This window comes from Acidobacteriota bacterium, assembly GCA_026707545.1.
Classification (GTDB): Bacteria; Acidobacteriota; Thermoanaerobaculia; order Multivoradales; family Multivoraceae; genus Multivorans.
This window is the reverse complement of sequence record JAPOWR010000001.1, coordinates 1,843,182-1,857,927: the sequence shown is the minus strand read 5'-3', so window position 1 is coordinate 1,857,927 and position 14,746 is coordinate 1,843,182. Positions and strand designations below refer to the sequence as shown.

Genomic DNA, 14,746 nt, shown 5'->3' with positions numbered 1-14,746 from the left:
GGAGATCAGCGGATCTTGCGGGCGATGTCGCCCACCCGAACGATTCCCGGCACGACGACCCGCGCGTAGATACCGCGGAGATTGCGCCGCCTCCCTTCCGGTTGGGCGGTGAACTTGAGTGCCTCCGCGCCGAAGCGCTGCGCGTACTTCTTGCACCCGGTGTGGGGAAGCGCCGTGATCTCGATCACCGCTTCGCCAAGGCGGAGTTTGCTGCCGGGCGGCAGATTCTCGGCGCCGAGGTCGAGGTCGACGTAGAGCTGGTCTCCAGCCAGCGGCCAACGGTCGCGGCTACCCGCGATGAGGTTGGCGAAGCGGGAGTTCGTCAGCGTCAGTTGCGCATCCGGATCCGGGGAGCCGTCGTCGGTGACGTAGCCCTTGCGGCGGTCCCAGGTGTCGCCTTCCAGGCCGGCCTCGAAGGTGAGCCGGCCTTCCTCGATCACTTCGCGGTGGTTTACTCCGGGGCGCCGGACGATCATGTCGATGGTGCCGCCGTCAAGGGGTGAGTCGAGGACGTGTTCGAAGCCGGCCTCCAACTCGATCCGGCCGAGGGGGGCGGCTTCGGAGGTCAAGCTGTCAGCGGACATTGAACTCTCTCCGTATGTAGGAGCCGTTGCCGCCGTTCTCGTCCCAGAGGCCGATGGCAACGCGGTGATGGCCGCGGGGGATCGCGTACTCGAAACTCACGGCGAAGAACTGGTCCTTCGCCTGCGCCCAGTCCTGGGCGGGAATGGTAAGGGGCAGGACGATGTGGCTGGGGGCCAGTTGCTCCCCGTCCTCGGTCAGCACCGCGGCGACGACGCGCACCTGGTCGGTGCGGTTGCCGCCCTGCTCGATCATCGCCAGGTTGCCCAGGGGTACCGACACGGTGAAGTCGACGTCGTAGTAGCCGCCGCCGCCCGTATCCCATTCGATGCTGTCGATGTGGAGAGCGTGCGGGTTCTCCGTCCAGCCGAGCAGAAGGGCCCCCACCGTCCGCTCGGCGATCCGCTCGCGGAGCGAGCGGGCGACGTAGCTCGTCCGGTGCCTCAGACGCAGGTGTCGCGGTCTCGGCTTGACGCGGATCTGGTGAACCGATCCCTCGACGAACTGGTCCAGCACGTATCCGAGCGAGTAGTACGAGCCCAGGTCTGCGGCCACCTGGTCGAAGAAGGCGTCGACGTTGCGGCCCGACACCCAGGACCGGCCGCCGGTGTCGTCGGCTAGTTGATGCAGGACGCCTCGCAGGTCGGACAGGTAGGTCAGCTTCTGCTGGTCGGCCACGCGCTCAGAGAGCGTTGCCGCCGCGACCTCGGTTTCGGGAGGTTTGAAGGCGTAGAACGAGACGCGGTACGAGTTGGCTCGAGCGGCGATCTCGGAGAAGCGCGAGCTGAGGTCGAAGTTGGACAGACGCTGCTGGAAGGAGGTGGTCGTCAGCGCCGCGGTGCCCTGGATGTTCGAGTTCCTTGTGTACAGGTTGTTCGGCGCGTCGAAGCCTTCCGGGGCGTCGATGATGCGGGTTTGCATCAGTTCGACGCCGGTTTGCTCACGTCTGCCTGCGACCCGCTTCTGGACGTGCTGCAGGAGGCGGTCGAAAGGCCGGGAGGGGAAGCCGTCGCTGATCAGGAAGAAGGCCTTGCGGCCGGGGACGAGGGCGAGGCCTTCGACCACTTCCTCGATCGCCTCGGCGGTGCGGGCGCTGTCCTCGTGCAGGACCCGGGCGTACGCGAGCATCTCGGCGAGCGTGGTCCGCAGGGCGCCGATGCCGCCGGCGGAGCGGCGGGCGTCGGAGTTCAGTTGTTCCATCAACTGGAGGAAGCTCTCCTGGGATCGCCGCTTCAGGTTGCTGGCCTCCGTGTAGACCTGGTGGGCGGCTTCGGCCCGGTTCAGCCCCTGGGCCAGTGCGAAGTAGTCGGCCGTCAGGTCCATGAGCATCCGCAGCTCGCCGTCGAAGGCGACGACCATGGCGTGGACCGGGGCGTTCTCGTCGCCCGCTTCAAGCTGGCCGCGGGCGAAGTCCTTGATCTGCTCGAGGACCGCCGAGCGGCTGGCGACGGAGAGGTGCGTGTTGTCGAAGAAGAAGGCGATCGACAGGGGTTCGCGGAGCAGACCCGAGCCAGCGGGATCGCCGCTGCCGCCGGCGTGGCCGAAGTACTCGATGTCGACCGGTTCGTCGTTGTCGAAGACGCGGAAGTTCTGGCGCGTCAGGTCCCGGGCCGGCCGCCCGTTGCGGCCGGTGGCGACGATGTCCACGTTGACCACGGTGACCTCGACCACATCGGTCAGGTCGCCGACGCCGCGGCCGACCGGCGGGTCCTGCACGCCTTCGGAACCGGCTGCAGGCTGCGGCGGAGCGCCCAGGGCAAGAAACAGGCCGAAGAGAGTTGCTCCGATCATGACGTCACCCGGTCTTCTGGGGCGTGTGTCGTTGGAGGAAGTCCCTGACGCTCGCGGCTGCCGCCGCCGCCGCCTCTTCGCTCTTCCACTCGAGGATCAACTCGCTTCTCGGCGCCAGCGTGGCGATCTCCTCGGCGATCGGCCGGGGATGGTACGCGTCGTCTCCGGCGAGGATCAGAAGCGGCGTTTGGATGCCGGCGACGAAGTCGCGGTCGACGTTGAACGTGAAGTCCCCGCCGTACATGCGCTCCCGGAACGGGGGAAGGTCCGCCGCGTTCACGTCGTCGCGCTGCTCGAGGAGCGCTTCGGCCCAGGTGTCGAACATGGCGTAGAACAGATCCTGGTTCTCGTGGTGGCCGATCGGATTCTGAAGCACCGCGGCGCTGACCCGGGAGGCGTCGGCCCGGAGTACGCCCAGGCAGTACGAGGAGCCGATACAGCCCCCCATCACGTGGCAGTGCTCGATGCCGAGGTGATCGAGCAGCGCCAGGTGATCGTCCGCGTACGAGTGCCAGCCATCCGCCACGGTCACCGGAGCCGTCGATCCGCCAGCGTTGCGCTGGTCCATCGAGATGACCCGAAACGACTCCGAGAGCGCGTCGCGCGGATCGAACGGGCTCGTTCCCCAGATGTCGGCGGCGGACCGCATGCCGCCGGGCGCGAACAGAAGGACGGGGTAGCCGGAACCGGCTTCCCACCACTGGATTCGGACGTCGCCCCGTTCGAACACAGGCATGTAGCAAGCGTACCAGTCACGGCCGGTAGGCGCCGCTGAAGTGAAGTCGATGGAACCTGGCGGTTGCGAGCCGCGTAGAGTGTTTGGAGCGCTCTTGTTGCGGCTCACCTTGTTGTGGCTACTAGGGGGGACGAAATGGCACCTGAAGAGATCAACGACGACACCGCCGCTCCGTCCGCGGGCTCCGAGGCCGAATCGACGGCATCGACATCCGCTGGACCACCCGAGCCGCCGTCCGCACCGGAGGAGGACTCCGGACCGACGCTGGTGGGTCAGGTGGCCGCGGGCGTGGCCCTGATCGCCCTGGGCGCCGCGTTGCTGGTGCTCGAACGAACGGGCGGTTCGCCCGATCATCTGTTTCTGATCCTGGTAGGCGGGGTCTTCGCGGCGGGCTACTTCTACAGGAAGGCGTTCGGACTGCTGATCCCGGGCGGGATCCTGATCGGACTCGGTTCCGGCCTGGCCTACGACGATCTGTACTCGCGTTCGTTCGTCGACGGTGAAAGCGCCCTCTTCGGCCTCGGGGTCGGGTTCCTCCTGATCTACGTCGTCTCCCTGCTCTACGAACGGGTGCACCGTTGGTGGCCGCTGATTCCCGGCGCGGTGCTCGTCATCGCCGGCTTTCCGGAGTGGGAGTGGGCGGATCAGATTCTCGACTTCTGGCCCGTCGTGGTCATGGCGATCGGCCTGTTCCTGCTGTTTCGTGCGGTGGCTTTCCGGCAGAAGGAGAACGAGGGGCGGCGATTCGATCCCTGACGCCTCCTTCCCCGCACGTCCTGGCCGGATAACATCCGCCGCCACGACGACGAGGAGGAAGGTGGTTTGGGCGTACAGCTGACGAAGGACTCGATCGATCTGGGCATCGTGGTGCGCGACGCGGAAGCGGCGCTTCACTTCTACCGTGACATCCTGGGGCTGGAAGACCAGGGAGAGATGCCGATGCCGGGCGGCACGATGCACCGCCTGCTCTGCGGCACGAGTCTGATCAAGCTCGTTTCGCTGTCGAGACAGCCGGAGGCAGCGGCGCCGCCGGGAGGCATCGGAGGAGCCACCGGCTACCGGTACTGGACGTTGTCGGTCTCGAACCTGGACGAGGCCACGACACGGGCGGAGGAGGCTGGCCGCAAGGTCGTCGTCTCGCCGCGCGAGATTCGACCGGGCATCAAGATCTCGATGATCGAGGATCCGGACGGCAACTGGGTCGAACTGCTGCAGGTCGGCTGACGAGTAGCAGCAGACGTTGCCGTTTCGCGAGAGAAAGGCCGTAGGGCTGGGCTCGGGTCGCGGCCGCCGGCTGCCCCGGGCGGCTCTGATCGCGGTCGCAGCCCTTCTGCTCGCCGTCGGGGCCGTACTGTGGTTCCGGGTCGGTCCGGAACCGGATGTAACGATCGACTCGGACCTCCCCGGCATCGGTCCGCGCACCGTGTTGACGACGGCGGCGCGGACGGGCGGCCGCGGCATCGGCTCGATCCGTGTGGAGTTGATCCAGGGCGCGGAGTCGCTGCTGCTCGAGGAGAGACCGCATCGTCCCCCAAGGGCCTTGTCGTTCGGCGGCGACCCGGTCAGGGAGGCGGTCTTCGAGGTCGAAGTCGGCAGCGACTCGGTGCCCAGTCTGGTAGAGGGCGAGGCCACGGTGCGGGTCAGCGTCGAGAGACCGGGCACGTGGCTGCGGCGCCCGCCGCCCACGGTGGCGGAGCTGTCCCTGCCGGTCCGTTTGCGTCCGCCCGCACTCGACTCGGTTGGTGTCGTGGCGACGCCGACGCAATCTGGCAGCGGCGTGGTGCGTTACAGGGTGGGTGCGGGCGCCACGGAGAGCGGAGTCGAGATCCGCGGCTACCGTTTCCCCGGCTACCTGGTTCCCGGAGGCGTCGTCGGCGAACGCTTCGCTCTGTTCGGCGTACCGTACGACGGCGCCGACCCGTCGTCCTTCCGTCTGGTGGCTCGGGACGAACTCGGCAACGAGGCGAGGGTGTCCTTTCTGAGCGAAATCGAGCCGTTGCCGCTCAAGTCGTCGACGATCCGGCTGACCGACACCTTCATGAGCCGGGTCGTCCCGGCGATCATGGCCCAGACACCGGAGTTGGCGGATCGGGGGAATCTGCTCGACAACTACCTGATGCTGAACGGCGACCTTCGCCGCATGAACGCCGAACGTCTGGTCGAGCTGGCCTCCGGTTCGGCGTCCCGGCAGCTCTGGAGCGGGCCGTTCCGGCAGATGCGCAACACTCAGGTCATGGATCACTTCGCCGCCCGCAGGCAGTACCTCTACGACGGACGGGTCGTCGACACGCAGGATCACCTGGGCTTCGATCTGGCGTCGCGCGTTCAGGACGACGTGCCGGCCGCGAACTCCGGAGTCGTCGTGTTCGCCGAGTACTTCGGCATCTACGGCAACAGCGTGATCCTCGACCACGGCTACGGCCTGCAGACCCTCTACTCGCACCTGTCGCGGATGGATGTCGTCGTGGGGCAGGAGGTAGCGGCGGGCGAGCGGCTGGGCCTGAGCGGCCAGACGGGGATGGCCGGCGGCGACCATCTCCACTTCTCCGTGCTGCTCGGCGGTTTGCCGGTCAACCCGCTGGAGTGGTTCGACGCCAAGTGGATTGGGGACCATGTCGGAGCAGTTCTGCCGCTTCAGGGCAACGGCTGAGGCGGCCCCAGTTTGGTAGGGTGTTACAAGTTCCAGAGGCGAATTCTCAGCCAGCCCGGTGAGCGGCGTCCGAAGGGGTAGAGGGATGAAGCAGAATCGCATCGCGGTCGCGGCGTTGCCGTTAGCGTTGCTCGTACCGGCCGGCGCAGCGCAGGAGACGTCGGAGGCCGCCGGGTTCTTCGAGGGCGTGGCGCCCCTCGTGGACCGGTCGTGCATTCGGTGCCACGGCAACCGCACCGCAACGCCGCTCAGCATCACCCGTCTGAGTCATGACTTGACGAACGCGAAGACGTTCCGCACCTGGCAGCGCATTCACGACCGGCTGAAGAACGGCGAGATGCCGCCACCTGAGGCACCGAAGCCCGAAGCCGAACTGATCAACGCGGCGCTGGCGTCGCTCAAGGGAGCCCTCGTCGAGGCCAATCTGGCCGCCCGCGGAGGCCAGCGCGTGCCGTTGCGGCGCCTGACCCGGCTCGAGTACGCCTACACGATCCAGGATCTGCTCGCCATCGACGAGGCGGTGGCGATGGAGCTGAGTCAGTCGCTGCCGGCCGAGGCCGACTCCGGCGGTTTCGACACCGTGGCGGCGAACCAGAGCATGTCGCCCCTGCATGTCCGCAGCTATCTCGAGGTGGCGGACCGGGCGCTCGACGAGGCGATCAAGATCGGGCCGCGGCCGTCTACGGGCCGGCGTGAGATCGCCTACGGCGATTCGCAGTACCTCACGTTCATGAGCAAGGCGGAGATCCTGGGCGGCGGGATCACCAAGATGCTGGACGACGCCGCGGTCATGTTCGTCGACGGCGGCTCGACGTATCTCATGCACAGTGAGACCGAGGACTACCACGTGCCCTACGCCGGGCGCTATCGCGCCACGATCGAGGGCTGGGCATATCAGCCTCAAGGTCCGCTGACGCTGACCGTCTACCGGGGGTCGAAGCATGGTGGCGCCGCCGCGTCGCTCGACGAACTGATCGCTTCCTACGATCTGGTCGGTACACAACCGCGGACGGTGCAGTTCGAGACCTTCCTCCGGCCGGGCGACCTCCTCGCCCCGTCGATCGCCGAGGCGGACCCTCCGCCTGGCGAGTACTTCGACTACTACCCCCCGGACAGGAACGTCGAGAACTACAAGGGCGAGGGGATCGCGCTCCGGTCGCTGACGATCGAGGGTCCGCTGTTCGAAGACTGGCCGCCGCCGAGCGCCCGGAAGCTCCTGGTCGGTCTGGACTTCGACGACGCGGGCGACGTCGTCCTCACGAAGACGCCGTACGAGCACGTGGTCGACATCGTCGCGGCGTTCGGGCCGCGGGCTTTCCGGCGCCCGCTCGCGGAGGATGAGCTCGAGGCCTACGCGAGTCTGGCTCAGCCGCTTCTGGAGGACGGCAGGCCGTTCACCGAAGCGGTGCGTATACCGCTCCGCGCCATCCTCAGCGCGCCGCCCTTCCTGTTTCAGACCGGCGATCCGGGTCGACTGGACGATCACGCGCTGGCGTCCCGGCTTTCCTACTTCCTGTGGCGCAGCCTGCCGGACGATGCGCTGCTTGCCAGTGCGGACGACGGCAGCTTGTCCGACCCGGAGGTCTTCACGGCTCAGGTCGAGCGGTTGCTCGACGATCCCAGGTCGGAGCGGTTCGTCAAGGACTTCGCGGGCCAGGCCTTCCGGCTCTACGAGATGAAGGCGACGAACCCGGACTCCGGCCTCTATCCCGAGTACGACGACCGACTGGGGCAGGCGATGGCCCAGGAGACGCGGATGTTCCTGGCCGAACTGATCGCCGGGGACCACAGCGTTGGCAGCCTGATCGACGCCGACTTCACGTTCGTCAACAGGCGGTTGGCCGAGCACTACGGTATTCCGGGAATCGAGGGACAGTTCATGCGCAAGGTCACGCTGCCGCCGGACAGCGTCCGCGGCGGGCTGATTACCCAGGCGAGCATCCACAAGATCACGGCCAACGGCACGATCACCTCGCCGATACCCCGCGGCAACTTCGTGCTGGCGAACCTGCTCGGCCAACCGGCGCCGCCGCCGCCCGAGAGCGTCGAGGCCCTCGAGCCGGACACGCGTGGCGCCACCACGGTCCGTGAGCAGTTGGCGAAGCACCGCAACGAGCCCGTCTGCAACAGTTGCCACCGGGTGATCGACCCGCCGGGCTTCGCCCTCGAGTCTTTCGATGTGATCGGCGGCCTCCGCACGCACTACCGCGCGGCGGGCGGTGAAGGAACGACTCCGGAGGGCTACACCTATCCGATGCCGTACAAGCAGGGGCCCCCGGTCGACGCCACCGGCATCACGGCCGACGGCGAGCCCTTCGCCGGGATCGAGGAGTACAAGAGGTTGCTCAAGAGGGACGTGGAGCAGGTGGCCCGCCACATGGTGTCCCAACTCCTCGTCTACTCGACCGGCGCCGAGATTGAGTTCGCGGACCGGGAGGGCGTCGAGGACGTCGTGGCGAAGCTGAGTGACGACGGGTTCCCTTTCCGGACGATGATTCACGAAGTCGCGAACAGCGGCCTCTTCAGGACGAGGTAGCGATGAACCTGAGACAGCCCGTGGACCGCCGAACCTTCCTGCGCGCTTCCGGCGTTGCTCTGGCGTTGCCCATGCTTGAGTCGATGACCCCGAAGCTGGCCCATGCAGCAGCCGCCGGGCCGAGGCGGATGGTCAACATCTGCAACACGCTCGGCCTCTACAAGGAGGCCTGGTTTCCGAAGGCAGCCGGTGCGGCCTGGGAGACCACGGAGTACCTCTCCCTTCTCGAGAAGCACCGGCAGAACTTCACCCTGTTCACGGGGTTCTCGCACGAGGAGCAGACGGGCCGGCAGCCGCACAACTCGGAGATCACCTTCCTGACGGCCGCCCGGCGCCCCGGGCTCGACGGTTTCCGGAATACGATCTCGATGGACCAGGTGGCGGCGAACCATCTCGGGTACACGACCAGGTTCCCGTCCGTGGTATTGGGCACGGCGTCGCCGCAGAGCCAGTCCTACACCAGCAGCGGCGCGATGGTGCCGGCCGAGACGAGCCCGGCGAACCTCTTCCGCCAGTTGTTCCTCCAGGGGACGCCCGAGGAGGTCGAGCGCGAGAAGCAGAGCCTGAACGACGGGGGCAGCATCCTGGACCGGCTCAAGTCACAGACGGCATCGCTCCGCCGCCGGGTGAGCATGGCGGACCAGTTGAAGCTGGACGCCTACTACAACGCCGTGCGTACGGCCGAACTCGATCTCGCCGAGGTCAAGGCCTGGCAGCAGAAGCCGAAGCCGGTTGTCGACGCGGAACCGCCCGTCGACATCCCGTCGCGCTCCGACCTGATCGGTCGGATCAAACTGATGTTCCGGATGATCCCGCTGATCCTGGAAACCGACTCATCTCGCGTCATCAGCCTGATGATCCAGGATCACGGCGTCGTGATCGATGTCCCGGGCGTGAACTTCGACCAGCACAGCCTGTCGCACCACGGCCAGGATCCGGCCAAGATCACCCAGCTCAAGAAGATCGAGACGGAGATCGTCGAGAGCTTCGACGACCTGCTGGTCGATCTCGGCGAGCGCGGCGACGGCAACGGTTCGCTACTCGACAACACGGCGGTACTGTTCGGCAGCAACCTGGGCAATGCAAACTCCCACGAGCCGAAGGACCTGCCGATCCTGGTCGCGGGCGGTGGCTTCAGCCACGGCCAGCACATCGTGCACGAGGGCAATCACAACGCGCCGCTTTGCAATCTGTACGTGACGCTGCTCCAGTCGATGGGCGTGGAGACGGACTCCTTCGGGCAGAGCACAAGCACCCTGACCTGGGCTTAACGGGCTGATCGCGCCTGTCGCAGGCGCTCGACTTCAGCGCTCTCGAGCCCAGCCAGTCCCGTGGCGCCGCGCTGCACCTTAAGCACGGCTTCGACGATGTCGTCGACATCGGTCTCCGTGCCGAGCAGGAGTTGGTGGGGAAGCCAGACGGACTCCCGGTACGCGGCGCGCTCGGCGTGCGGGCATTCCGCTGCTGGAGCGTCCGCGAGAGCCGTGCTCCACGCCGGGTAGCGGGCCGGGTCCGGGCGAAGAAGCTCGCTCACGGGAAGCGACTCATAGAACCGGCCGTCGGCCGGCACGCCTTCGGCTTCGAGGGCAGCGACGAAGACGTCGCGGTCGATGCCCGCAAAGGCGTTGCTGTCGAAACGGAACACGAACTGGTAGATCGCCTGCGTCGTCACCCGGTCGTCGATCCGGAGATTCCCGAGCCCGTCGATACCCTCGATCTCAGCGCGGAGACGCCGGGCGTTGGCGGCGCGGATCTCATGCTGGCGATCGAGCCGCTCGAGCTGCACTTCCAGGATCGCCGCTTGCAGATCGGTCATCCGGTAGTTGTGGCCGACGACGGGGGCCGGCTCCGCAGCCCCGGGGCGTTGGCGGCCGCAGTTGACCAGGGCGTGGAGACGGTCGAGAAGAGCGTCGTCAGAGGTCGTCACGATGCCGCCTTCGCCGGCGGTCATCAGCTTCGAGGTCTGGAAGCTGAAGGACCCGGCGTCACCCCAGGAGCCGACGCCGCGGCCGCGCCAGCGGGCGCCGTGGGCGTGCGCGCAGTCCTCAAGTACGGCGAGTCCGTGCTTCCCGGCAAGCTCTCCGATCGCGTCGAGGTCGGCGATGGTCATTGCCAGATGCACCGGCACGATCGCCTGGGTGCGCTCCGTGACCAGGGCCGCCGCCGACTCGACATCGATGCACCAGGTCTCCGGTTCGATGTCCGCGAAAACCGGCACGCAGCCCGCGAACAGCGCGGCCGAGGCTGTCGCCTCGAAGGTGTAGGCCGGCACGATGACCTCCGCACCCGGTTCCACGCTCATCGCCTGCAGTGCGACTTCGAGCGAGACCGTGCCGTTCGCGACGCAGAGCGCGTCCGTGCAGTCGTGCCGTTCGGCGAAGGCTCGGGCGAAGGACGCAGCGCGGGTGTTGGGCAGGGGAAAGCCTCCCCAGTCGCCCTCACGCAGCGCGGCGACGACGGCCCGCTCTTCTTCCGGTCCGCGCGCCGGCCACTGCGGCCAGGAACCGGTGCGAACCGGCGTACCGCCCAACAGGGCGAGCTTGGAGTGGGAGTCGCGGCCGGACACGCGGCGACGCTACCAGCGTGCGAAGGAGGTCTGGGTGCCGGGCCGGGTCACCGAGTCGCTGGCGTAACGGACGCCAAACGCGGCGGCCGCGCGGCTGTCGGCCGACGCAAGCAGTGCGGAGGCGAAGGCGCCGTTGAAGGCGTCTCCGGCGCCCGTCGTGTCGACGGCGTTGACGTCGGGTGCGGGAACCGAGGTCGGCGCCGATCCGGGTTCGGCCAGCAGGACGCCGGCGGGACCCAGGGTGAGAGCGACGCCGCCGTAGCCGAGAGCGAGCAACTCCGAAGCCGCATCGGCGGCGCCGGCCGCGTCGATCCGCTCGCCCGCGCGGCCGAGCAGCACCGCGCACTCGACCTCGTTCGGCGTCACCCAGGCGATCTGCTCGGGTTCGAGGCCGGGATCGGTGTGTTCGTCGATGGGCGCGGGGTTCCAGATCACCGGCACGCGGGAGTCAGAGGCGCGCTTGATCGCGTTTCGCACCCCGTCGGCCGGCGTTTCGTTCTGGATCAGCAGCAATCCGGCTTCCTCCACGGGCACCGACGCGAGCGCACTCGCCGTTACACGCGAGTTCGCTCCAGGAGAGTTCATGATCCGGTTGTCTCCGGTGCCGGCCTCGACCCAGACTGCGGACAGGCCGGTGTGGATGTCGTCGAGTACGAGCAGATGGCGGGTGTCCAGGCCGGCCTCCACGAACACGCGCCGCTGGGCGTCTCCGTTTCCGTCGTTGCCGACGGCGCCGGCAAAGTAGATGGTCGGCGTCTCGCCATCGAGCGCGCCGCGGCACCGCACGGCCGCCACCGCCTGATTGGCGCCCTTGCCGCCGCAGGATTCGAACAGCTCGGTACCGGTGACCGTCTCCCCCTGCCGGGGCAGACGGGGATGCCGGAAGATCAGGTCGTAGTTGACCGAACCGATGACGAGCAGGGGCGCGGTCAAGGGCTCAACCGGTGTCCCAGCGCAGGTTCCTGGCGCCGAGCGTGAAGGCCACGACCCCGATGGCTACCAGAACGGCGCAGGGCAGCAGCATCTCGCTCAGCGTGAAACCGCGCCAGATCGCGCCCTCGTAGGCCATCAATGTCCACTTCATCGGGCTGATGTTGCCGAGGGTCTGCATCCACTCCGGCATCAGGAACAGGGGCACCATGCCGCCGCCGAGCATCGTGAAGGGGAGCGCGATGCCCCAGCCGACCCCGGCAGCTGCCTGTTCCGTCTTGCCGATCACGCTCAGGACCATCATGATGCCGCAGAAGCAGATCGAACCGCAGAGAAGGGCCAGGGCGAGCAGCGGATAGGAAGTCGGCGTCACGTCGAACACGGTAATCCCGAGCGTGATCAGGGCTGAGCTCGTGAACAGGGTTGCCCCGAGGCAGGCCAGCCCCTTGGCCGCCAGGAGTTGACGGGCCGTGATCGGCGCCACCAGCAGCCGCATCAGCGTGCCGCGGCTCCGCTCGATGGCGATCGACATGCTGAAGGACACGGAACCGCCGATCAGGGTCCAGAGCATGGCCTGCGCGAACGAGGTGGCGTAGGAGTTGGTGGGTCCACGTCTCTGCGCCTGGACCTGGGTCTGCTCGATCTCGAGTGGAGGGCCGAATCCGCCGGTTGCGCCCGTGGTGACCGAGCCCAGCCCGGCTTCGTCGATCAGCACCGGAATGCGCGGGATCTGGTCGAGAACGTTCAGGAGGTCGTCGCGGGCCTCCGAGGGAGGGCTGAACTCCTCGATCAGGCGCCGATTCTGCTCGTTCGTTACGGACATGCGAGACGGATCGCTCATGAACGCCTGCAGTTCGGCCCCGGCCGCTTCGAGCAGTACGCCGCGGACCATCCCGGCAGCGGCGAACTGTGTGGGGTCGACGCTCATCTCGACTTCGGGCGTCGCCACGAAGGGGTTGTCCAGGGCGGCTCCGAACCCGGGCCTCAAGGTGACCAGGACGGCGGTTTGACCCCGGCGCACCTGCTCCAGCGCCTGGTCGCCTGGAATCCGCTCGATGGCGAGTCCACCGGCGGTCTCGAGCCGCTCGACGAAGCGTGCTGAACCGGCGGTCCTGTCCGCGTCGACCAGGGCGATCGGAATACTCGCCGGTCCGCGGCTCAGGCCGGCGAACATGGCGCCGAAGAAGATCGCCATCATCAATGGGAAGAAGATCGTGAAAAAGAAACCCAGCTTGTCCCGGAAGAGGATATGGATGTCCTTCGCGGCCATGGCGACGATCTTGTTCACGGTGTTCTCCTGAGCGGCTCTAGTCCCGCAGCGCCCTGCCGGTGAGATTGAGGAACACCGTTTCCAGGTCCGGCGGCAGGTACTGGAAGTGATCCACCGCTTGCCGGGCCTGGAGTTCGGCGAGCGTTCCGAGCGGATCGGTCGTCTCGTGGCGTGACTCGCCGTCGCCGGTCCTGACGACCAGGTTCCCAGGGCCGCCGTGGGCCTCGATCAGAGCCGGCACCGTATCGAGCGCCATCAGCCGGCCCCGGTCGAGAATTGCGACCCGGTCGCAGAGACGCTGGGCCTCCTCCATGTAGTGGGTCGTGTAGACGACCTGTTTGCCTGCGTCCCGGAGCTGTTCGACGCGCTCGAAGATCGCGTTCCTCGATTGAGGATCCACGCCGACGGTCGGCTCGTCGAGCAGCACCAACTCCGGGTCGTGGATGATCGCGACCGCCAGGTTCAGTCGCCGCTGCATGCCGCCGGAGTACTTGGAGACCACCTTCTTCCCGACGTCCACAAGATCGGCGAAGTCGAGGCAGGCGGCGACCCGTTCTTCCAGGTCGGATCCCCGGAGACCGTGCAGGCGGCCAAAGAAACGCAGGTTGTCGGCGCCGCTGATCTGCTCATAGAGAGCGATGGACTGCGGCGCCAGGCCCAGCGACCTGCGATTCTCCGCGTCGCGGGGGTCCCGGTCGAAGGCCTCGTCCGCGAAGCGGACCACCCCTTCGTCCGGTTCGAGCAGACCGACCGCCATGTTGATCGCCGTCGTCTTGCCGGCGCCGTTCGGCCCCAGCAGCCCGAACACCTCGCCTGCCTCCAGTTCGAAGGACAGGTCGTCGACCGCGCGCAGGTCGCCGAAGCACTTGCTGACATGGTCGAACACGAGCATGGGCTGTCAGGTTGCTGTTACGCAACGCCGCGGCGCTTGTTGCGCGGAACCGCGCCGGCGGTCCGGCCGGGGCGTGACGGCGCCGTCAGATGGTGAGCGTATCGCCCGGCGTCATGACCTTGACTTCGACGCCGGCGGGCGCGAAGTCGGCCGGATCCTGCGCGATCGGCGGCCAGGTGTTGTAGTGGATCGGAATCGCGACTGGCGCTCCGATCAGCTCGGCCGCCTTCGTCGCCAACTCCGGCCCCATGGTGAAACGATCGCCGATCGGTACACAGGCGGCGTCGGGCCTGTAGATCTCGCCGATCAGCTTCATGTCGCCGAAGAGCCCCGTGTCGCCGCAGTGGTAGACGGTCTTACCGCCCATCTGGACGACGAGTCCGCACGGCATTCCCATGTAGCGGCCTTCGTAGGACGAAGAGTGAAAGGCATGAGTGAACGCGACCCAGCCGAACTCCGTGTCGATCCGGCCGCCCGGGTTGCCGGGGTTCACGTTGTCGTGCCCCTGTTCCTGCAGGTAGTTGCACATCTCGAACGCGGCGATCACGTTTGCGTTGTTGGCCTGGGCGATGGCCAGGGTGTCGCCGAAGTGGTCCGAGTGGCCGTGCGTCAGGGCGATGGCGTCGCACTTCACGTCACCGGCCGCCATCGTCGCTACCGGATTGCCCGTGAGAAAGGGATCGACCGCGAGCGTGTGGCCGCCGTCGCTCATCAGGAAGCCGGAATGGCCGAGGAAGGTGAGTTCGAGGGTCATGGCGTGATTCTCCTCCCAGGGAGCGGCGTTCGTTGGACG

The 14,746-nt window shown here is 67.3% G+C and carries 13 protein-coding genes; 5 read left to right on the top strand and 8 right to left on the bottom strand.

Annotated features, from left to right (window positions below; genetic code table 11):
* Nucleotides 1-5: 5 nt before the first annotated feature.
* Genes OXG83_07330 through OXG83_07320 form a run of 3 tightly spaced genes read right to left on the bottom strand, consistent with a single transcriptional unit; the run spans nt 6 to nt 3,109 of the window.
* Complete coding sequence (locus OXG83_07330; protein MCY3964831.1) at nt 6-584, bottom strand: MOSC domain-containing protein; 579 nt, start codon at nt 582-584, stop codon at nt 6-8.
* Nucleotides 574-2,373 (bottom strand): VWA domain-containing protein, encoded by a 1,800-nt coding sequence (locus OXG83_07325; protein ID MCY3964830.1) that lies wholly within the window; start codon nt 2,371-2,373, stop codon nt 574-576. The genes OXG83_07330 and OXG83_07325 overlap by 11 nt, the downstream gene beginning before the upstream one ends.
* A gap of 4 nt (nt 2,374-2,377) precedes the next feature.
* Nucleotides 2,378-3,109, bottom strand: a complete 732-nt coding sequence (locus tag OXG83_07320; protein ID MCY3964829.1) for an alpha/beta hydrolase — start codon at nt 3,107-3,109, stop codon at nt 2,378-2,380.
* Between the two features lie 135 nt (nt 3,110-3,244).
* On the opposite strand from OXG83_07320, the gene OXG83_07315 reads away from it, so the two are divergent.
* From OXG83_07315 to OXG83_07295, 5 genes are all read left to right on the top strand, one after another.
* Nucleotides 3,245-3,865 carry a hypothetical protein gene (locus tag OXG83_07315; protein ID MCY3964828.1) on the top strand — a complete coding sequence of 207 codons (621 nt, stop codon included), beginning with the start codon at nt 3,245-3,247 and terminating at the stop codon, nt 3,863-3,865.
* A gap of 66 nt (nt 3,866-3,931) precedes the next feature.
* On the top strand, nt 3,932-4,333 hold the full coding sequence (locus OXG83_07310) for a VOC family protein (GenBank protein MCY3964827.1): 402 nt from the start codon (nt 3,932-3,934) through the stop codon (nt 4,331-4,333).
* Nucleotides 4,334-4,349: 16 nt separating this feature from the next.
* Nucleotides 4,350-5,759, top strand: coding sequence for a M23 family metallopeptidase (locus tag OXG83_07305; protein ID MCY3964826.1), 1,410 nt, complete (start codon nt 4,350-4,352; stop codon nt 5,757-5,759).
* 85 nt (nt 5,760-5,844) lie between these two features.
* Nucleotides 5,845-8,295, top strand: a complete 2,451-nt coding sequence (locus OXG83_07300) for a DUF1592 domain-containing protein (protein ID MCY3964825.1) — start codon at nt 5,845-5,847, stop codon at nt 8,293-8,295.
* Between the two features lie 2 nt (nt 8,296-8,297).
* Nucleotides 8,298-9,566, top strand: a complete 1,269-nt coding sequence (locus tag OXG83_07295) for a DUF1552 domain-containing protein (GenBank protein ID MCY3964824.1) — start codon at nt 8,298-8,300, stop codon at nt 9,564-9,566.
* Here the strand turns inward: OXG83_07295 and OXG83_07290 are convergent.
* The 5 genes from OXG83_07290 to OXG83_07270 all read right to left on the bottom strand — a co-directional run bounded on the left by OXG83_07290 (nt 9,563) and on the right by OXG83_07270 (nt 14,707).
* Nucleotides 9,563-10,861, bottom strand: a complete 1,299-nt coding sequence (locus OXG83_07290) for a DegT/DnrJ/EryC1/StrS family aminotransferase (GenBank protein ID MCY3964823.1) — start codon at nt 10,859-10,861, stop codon at nt 9,563-9,565. The genes OXG83_07295 and OXG83_07290 overlap by 4 nt on opposite strands.
* Before the next feature lie 9 nt (nt 10,862-10,870).
* Nucleotides 10,871-11,794 carry a ribokinase gene (locus OXG83_07285; GenBank protein MCY3964822.1) on the bottom strand — a complete coding sequence of 308 codons (924 nt, stop codon included), beginning with the start codon at nt 11,792-11,794 and terminating at the stop codon, nt 10,871-10,873.
* A 4-nt stretch (nt 11,795-11,798) separates the two neighbouring features.
* Complete coding sequence (locus OXG83_07280) at nt 11,799-13,079, bottom strand: ABC transporter permease (protein MCY3964821.1); 1,281 nt, start codon at nt 13,077-13,079, stop codon at nt 11,799-11,801.
* A 19-nt stretch (nt 13,080-13,098) separates the two neighbouring features.
* On the bottom strand, nt 13,099-13,953 hold the full coding sequence (locus OXG83_07275) for an ABC transporter ATP-binding protein (GenBank protein ID MCY3964820.1): 855 nt from the start codon (nt 13,951-13,953) through the stop codon (nt 13,099-13,101).
* Nucleotides 13,954-14,038: 85 nt separating this feature from the next.
* Complete coding sequence (locus OXG83_07270) at nt 14,039-14,707, bottom strand: metal-dependent hydrolase (protein MCY3964819.1); 669 nt, start codon at nt 14,705-14,707, stop codon at nt 14,039-14,041.
* Between the last annotated feature and the right edge of the window lie 39 nt (nt 14,708-14,746).

Excerpts from the sequence above, each read along its gene's own strand:
- OXG83_07330 (MCY3964831.1), bottom strand. The coding sequence starts at position 584 with ATGTCCGCTGACAGCTTGACCTCCGAAGCCGCCCCCCTCGGCCGGATC.
- OXG83_07325 (MCY3964830.1), bottom strand. The coding sequence starts at position 2,373 with ATGATCGGAGCAACTCTCTTCGGCCTGTTTCTTGCCCTGGGCGCTCCG.
- OXG83_07320 (MCY3964829.1), bottom strand. The coding sequence starts at position 3,109 with ATGCCTGTGTTCGAACGGGGCGACGTCCGAATCCAGTGGTGGGAAGCC.
- OXG83_07315 (MCY3964828.1), top strand. The coding sequence starts at position 3,245 with ATGGCACCTGAAGAGATCAACGACGACACCGCCGCTCCGTCCGCGGGC.
- OXG83_07300 (MCY3964825.1), top strand. The coding sequence starts at position 5,845 with ATGAAGCAGAATCGCATCGCGGTCGCGGCGTTGCCGTTAGCGTTGCTC.
- OXG83_07295 (MCY3964824.1), top strand. The coding sequence starts at position 8,298 with ATGAACCTGAGACAGCCCGTGGACCGCCGAACCTTCCTGCGCGCTTCC.
- OXG83_07275 (MCY3964820.1), bottom strand. The coding sequence starts at position 13,953 with ATGCTCGTGTTCGACCATGTCAGCAAGTGCTTCGGCGACCTGCGCGCG.
- OXG83_07270 (MCY3964819.1), bottom strand. The coding sequence starts at position 14,707 with ATGACCCTCGAACTCACCTTCCTCGGCCATTCCGGCTTCCTGATGAGC.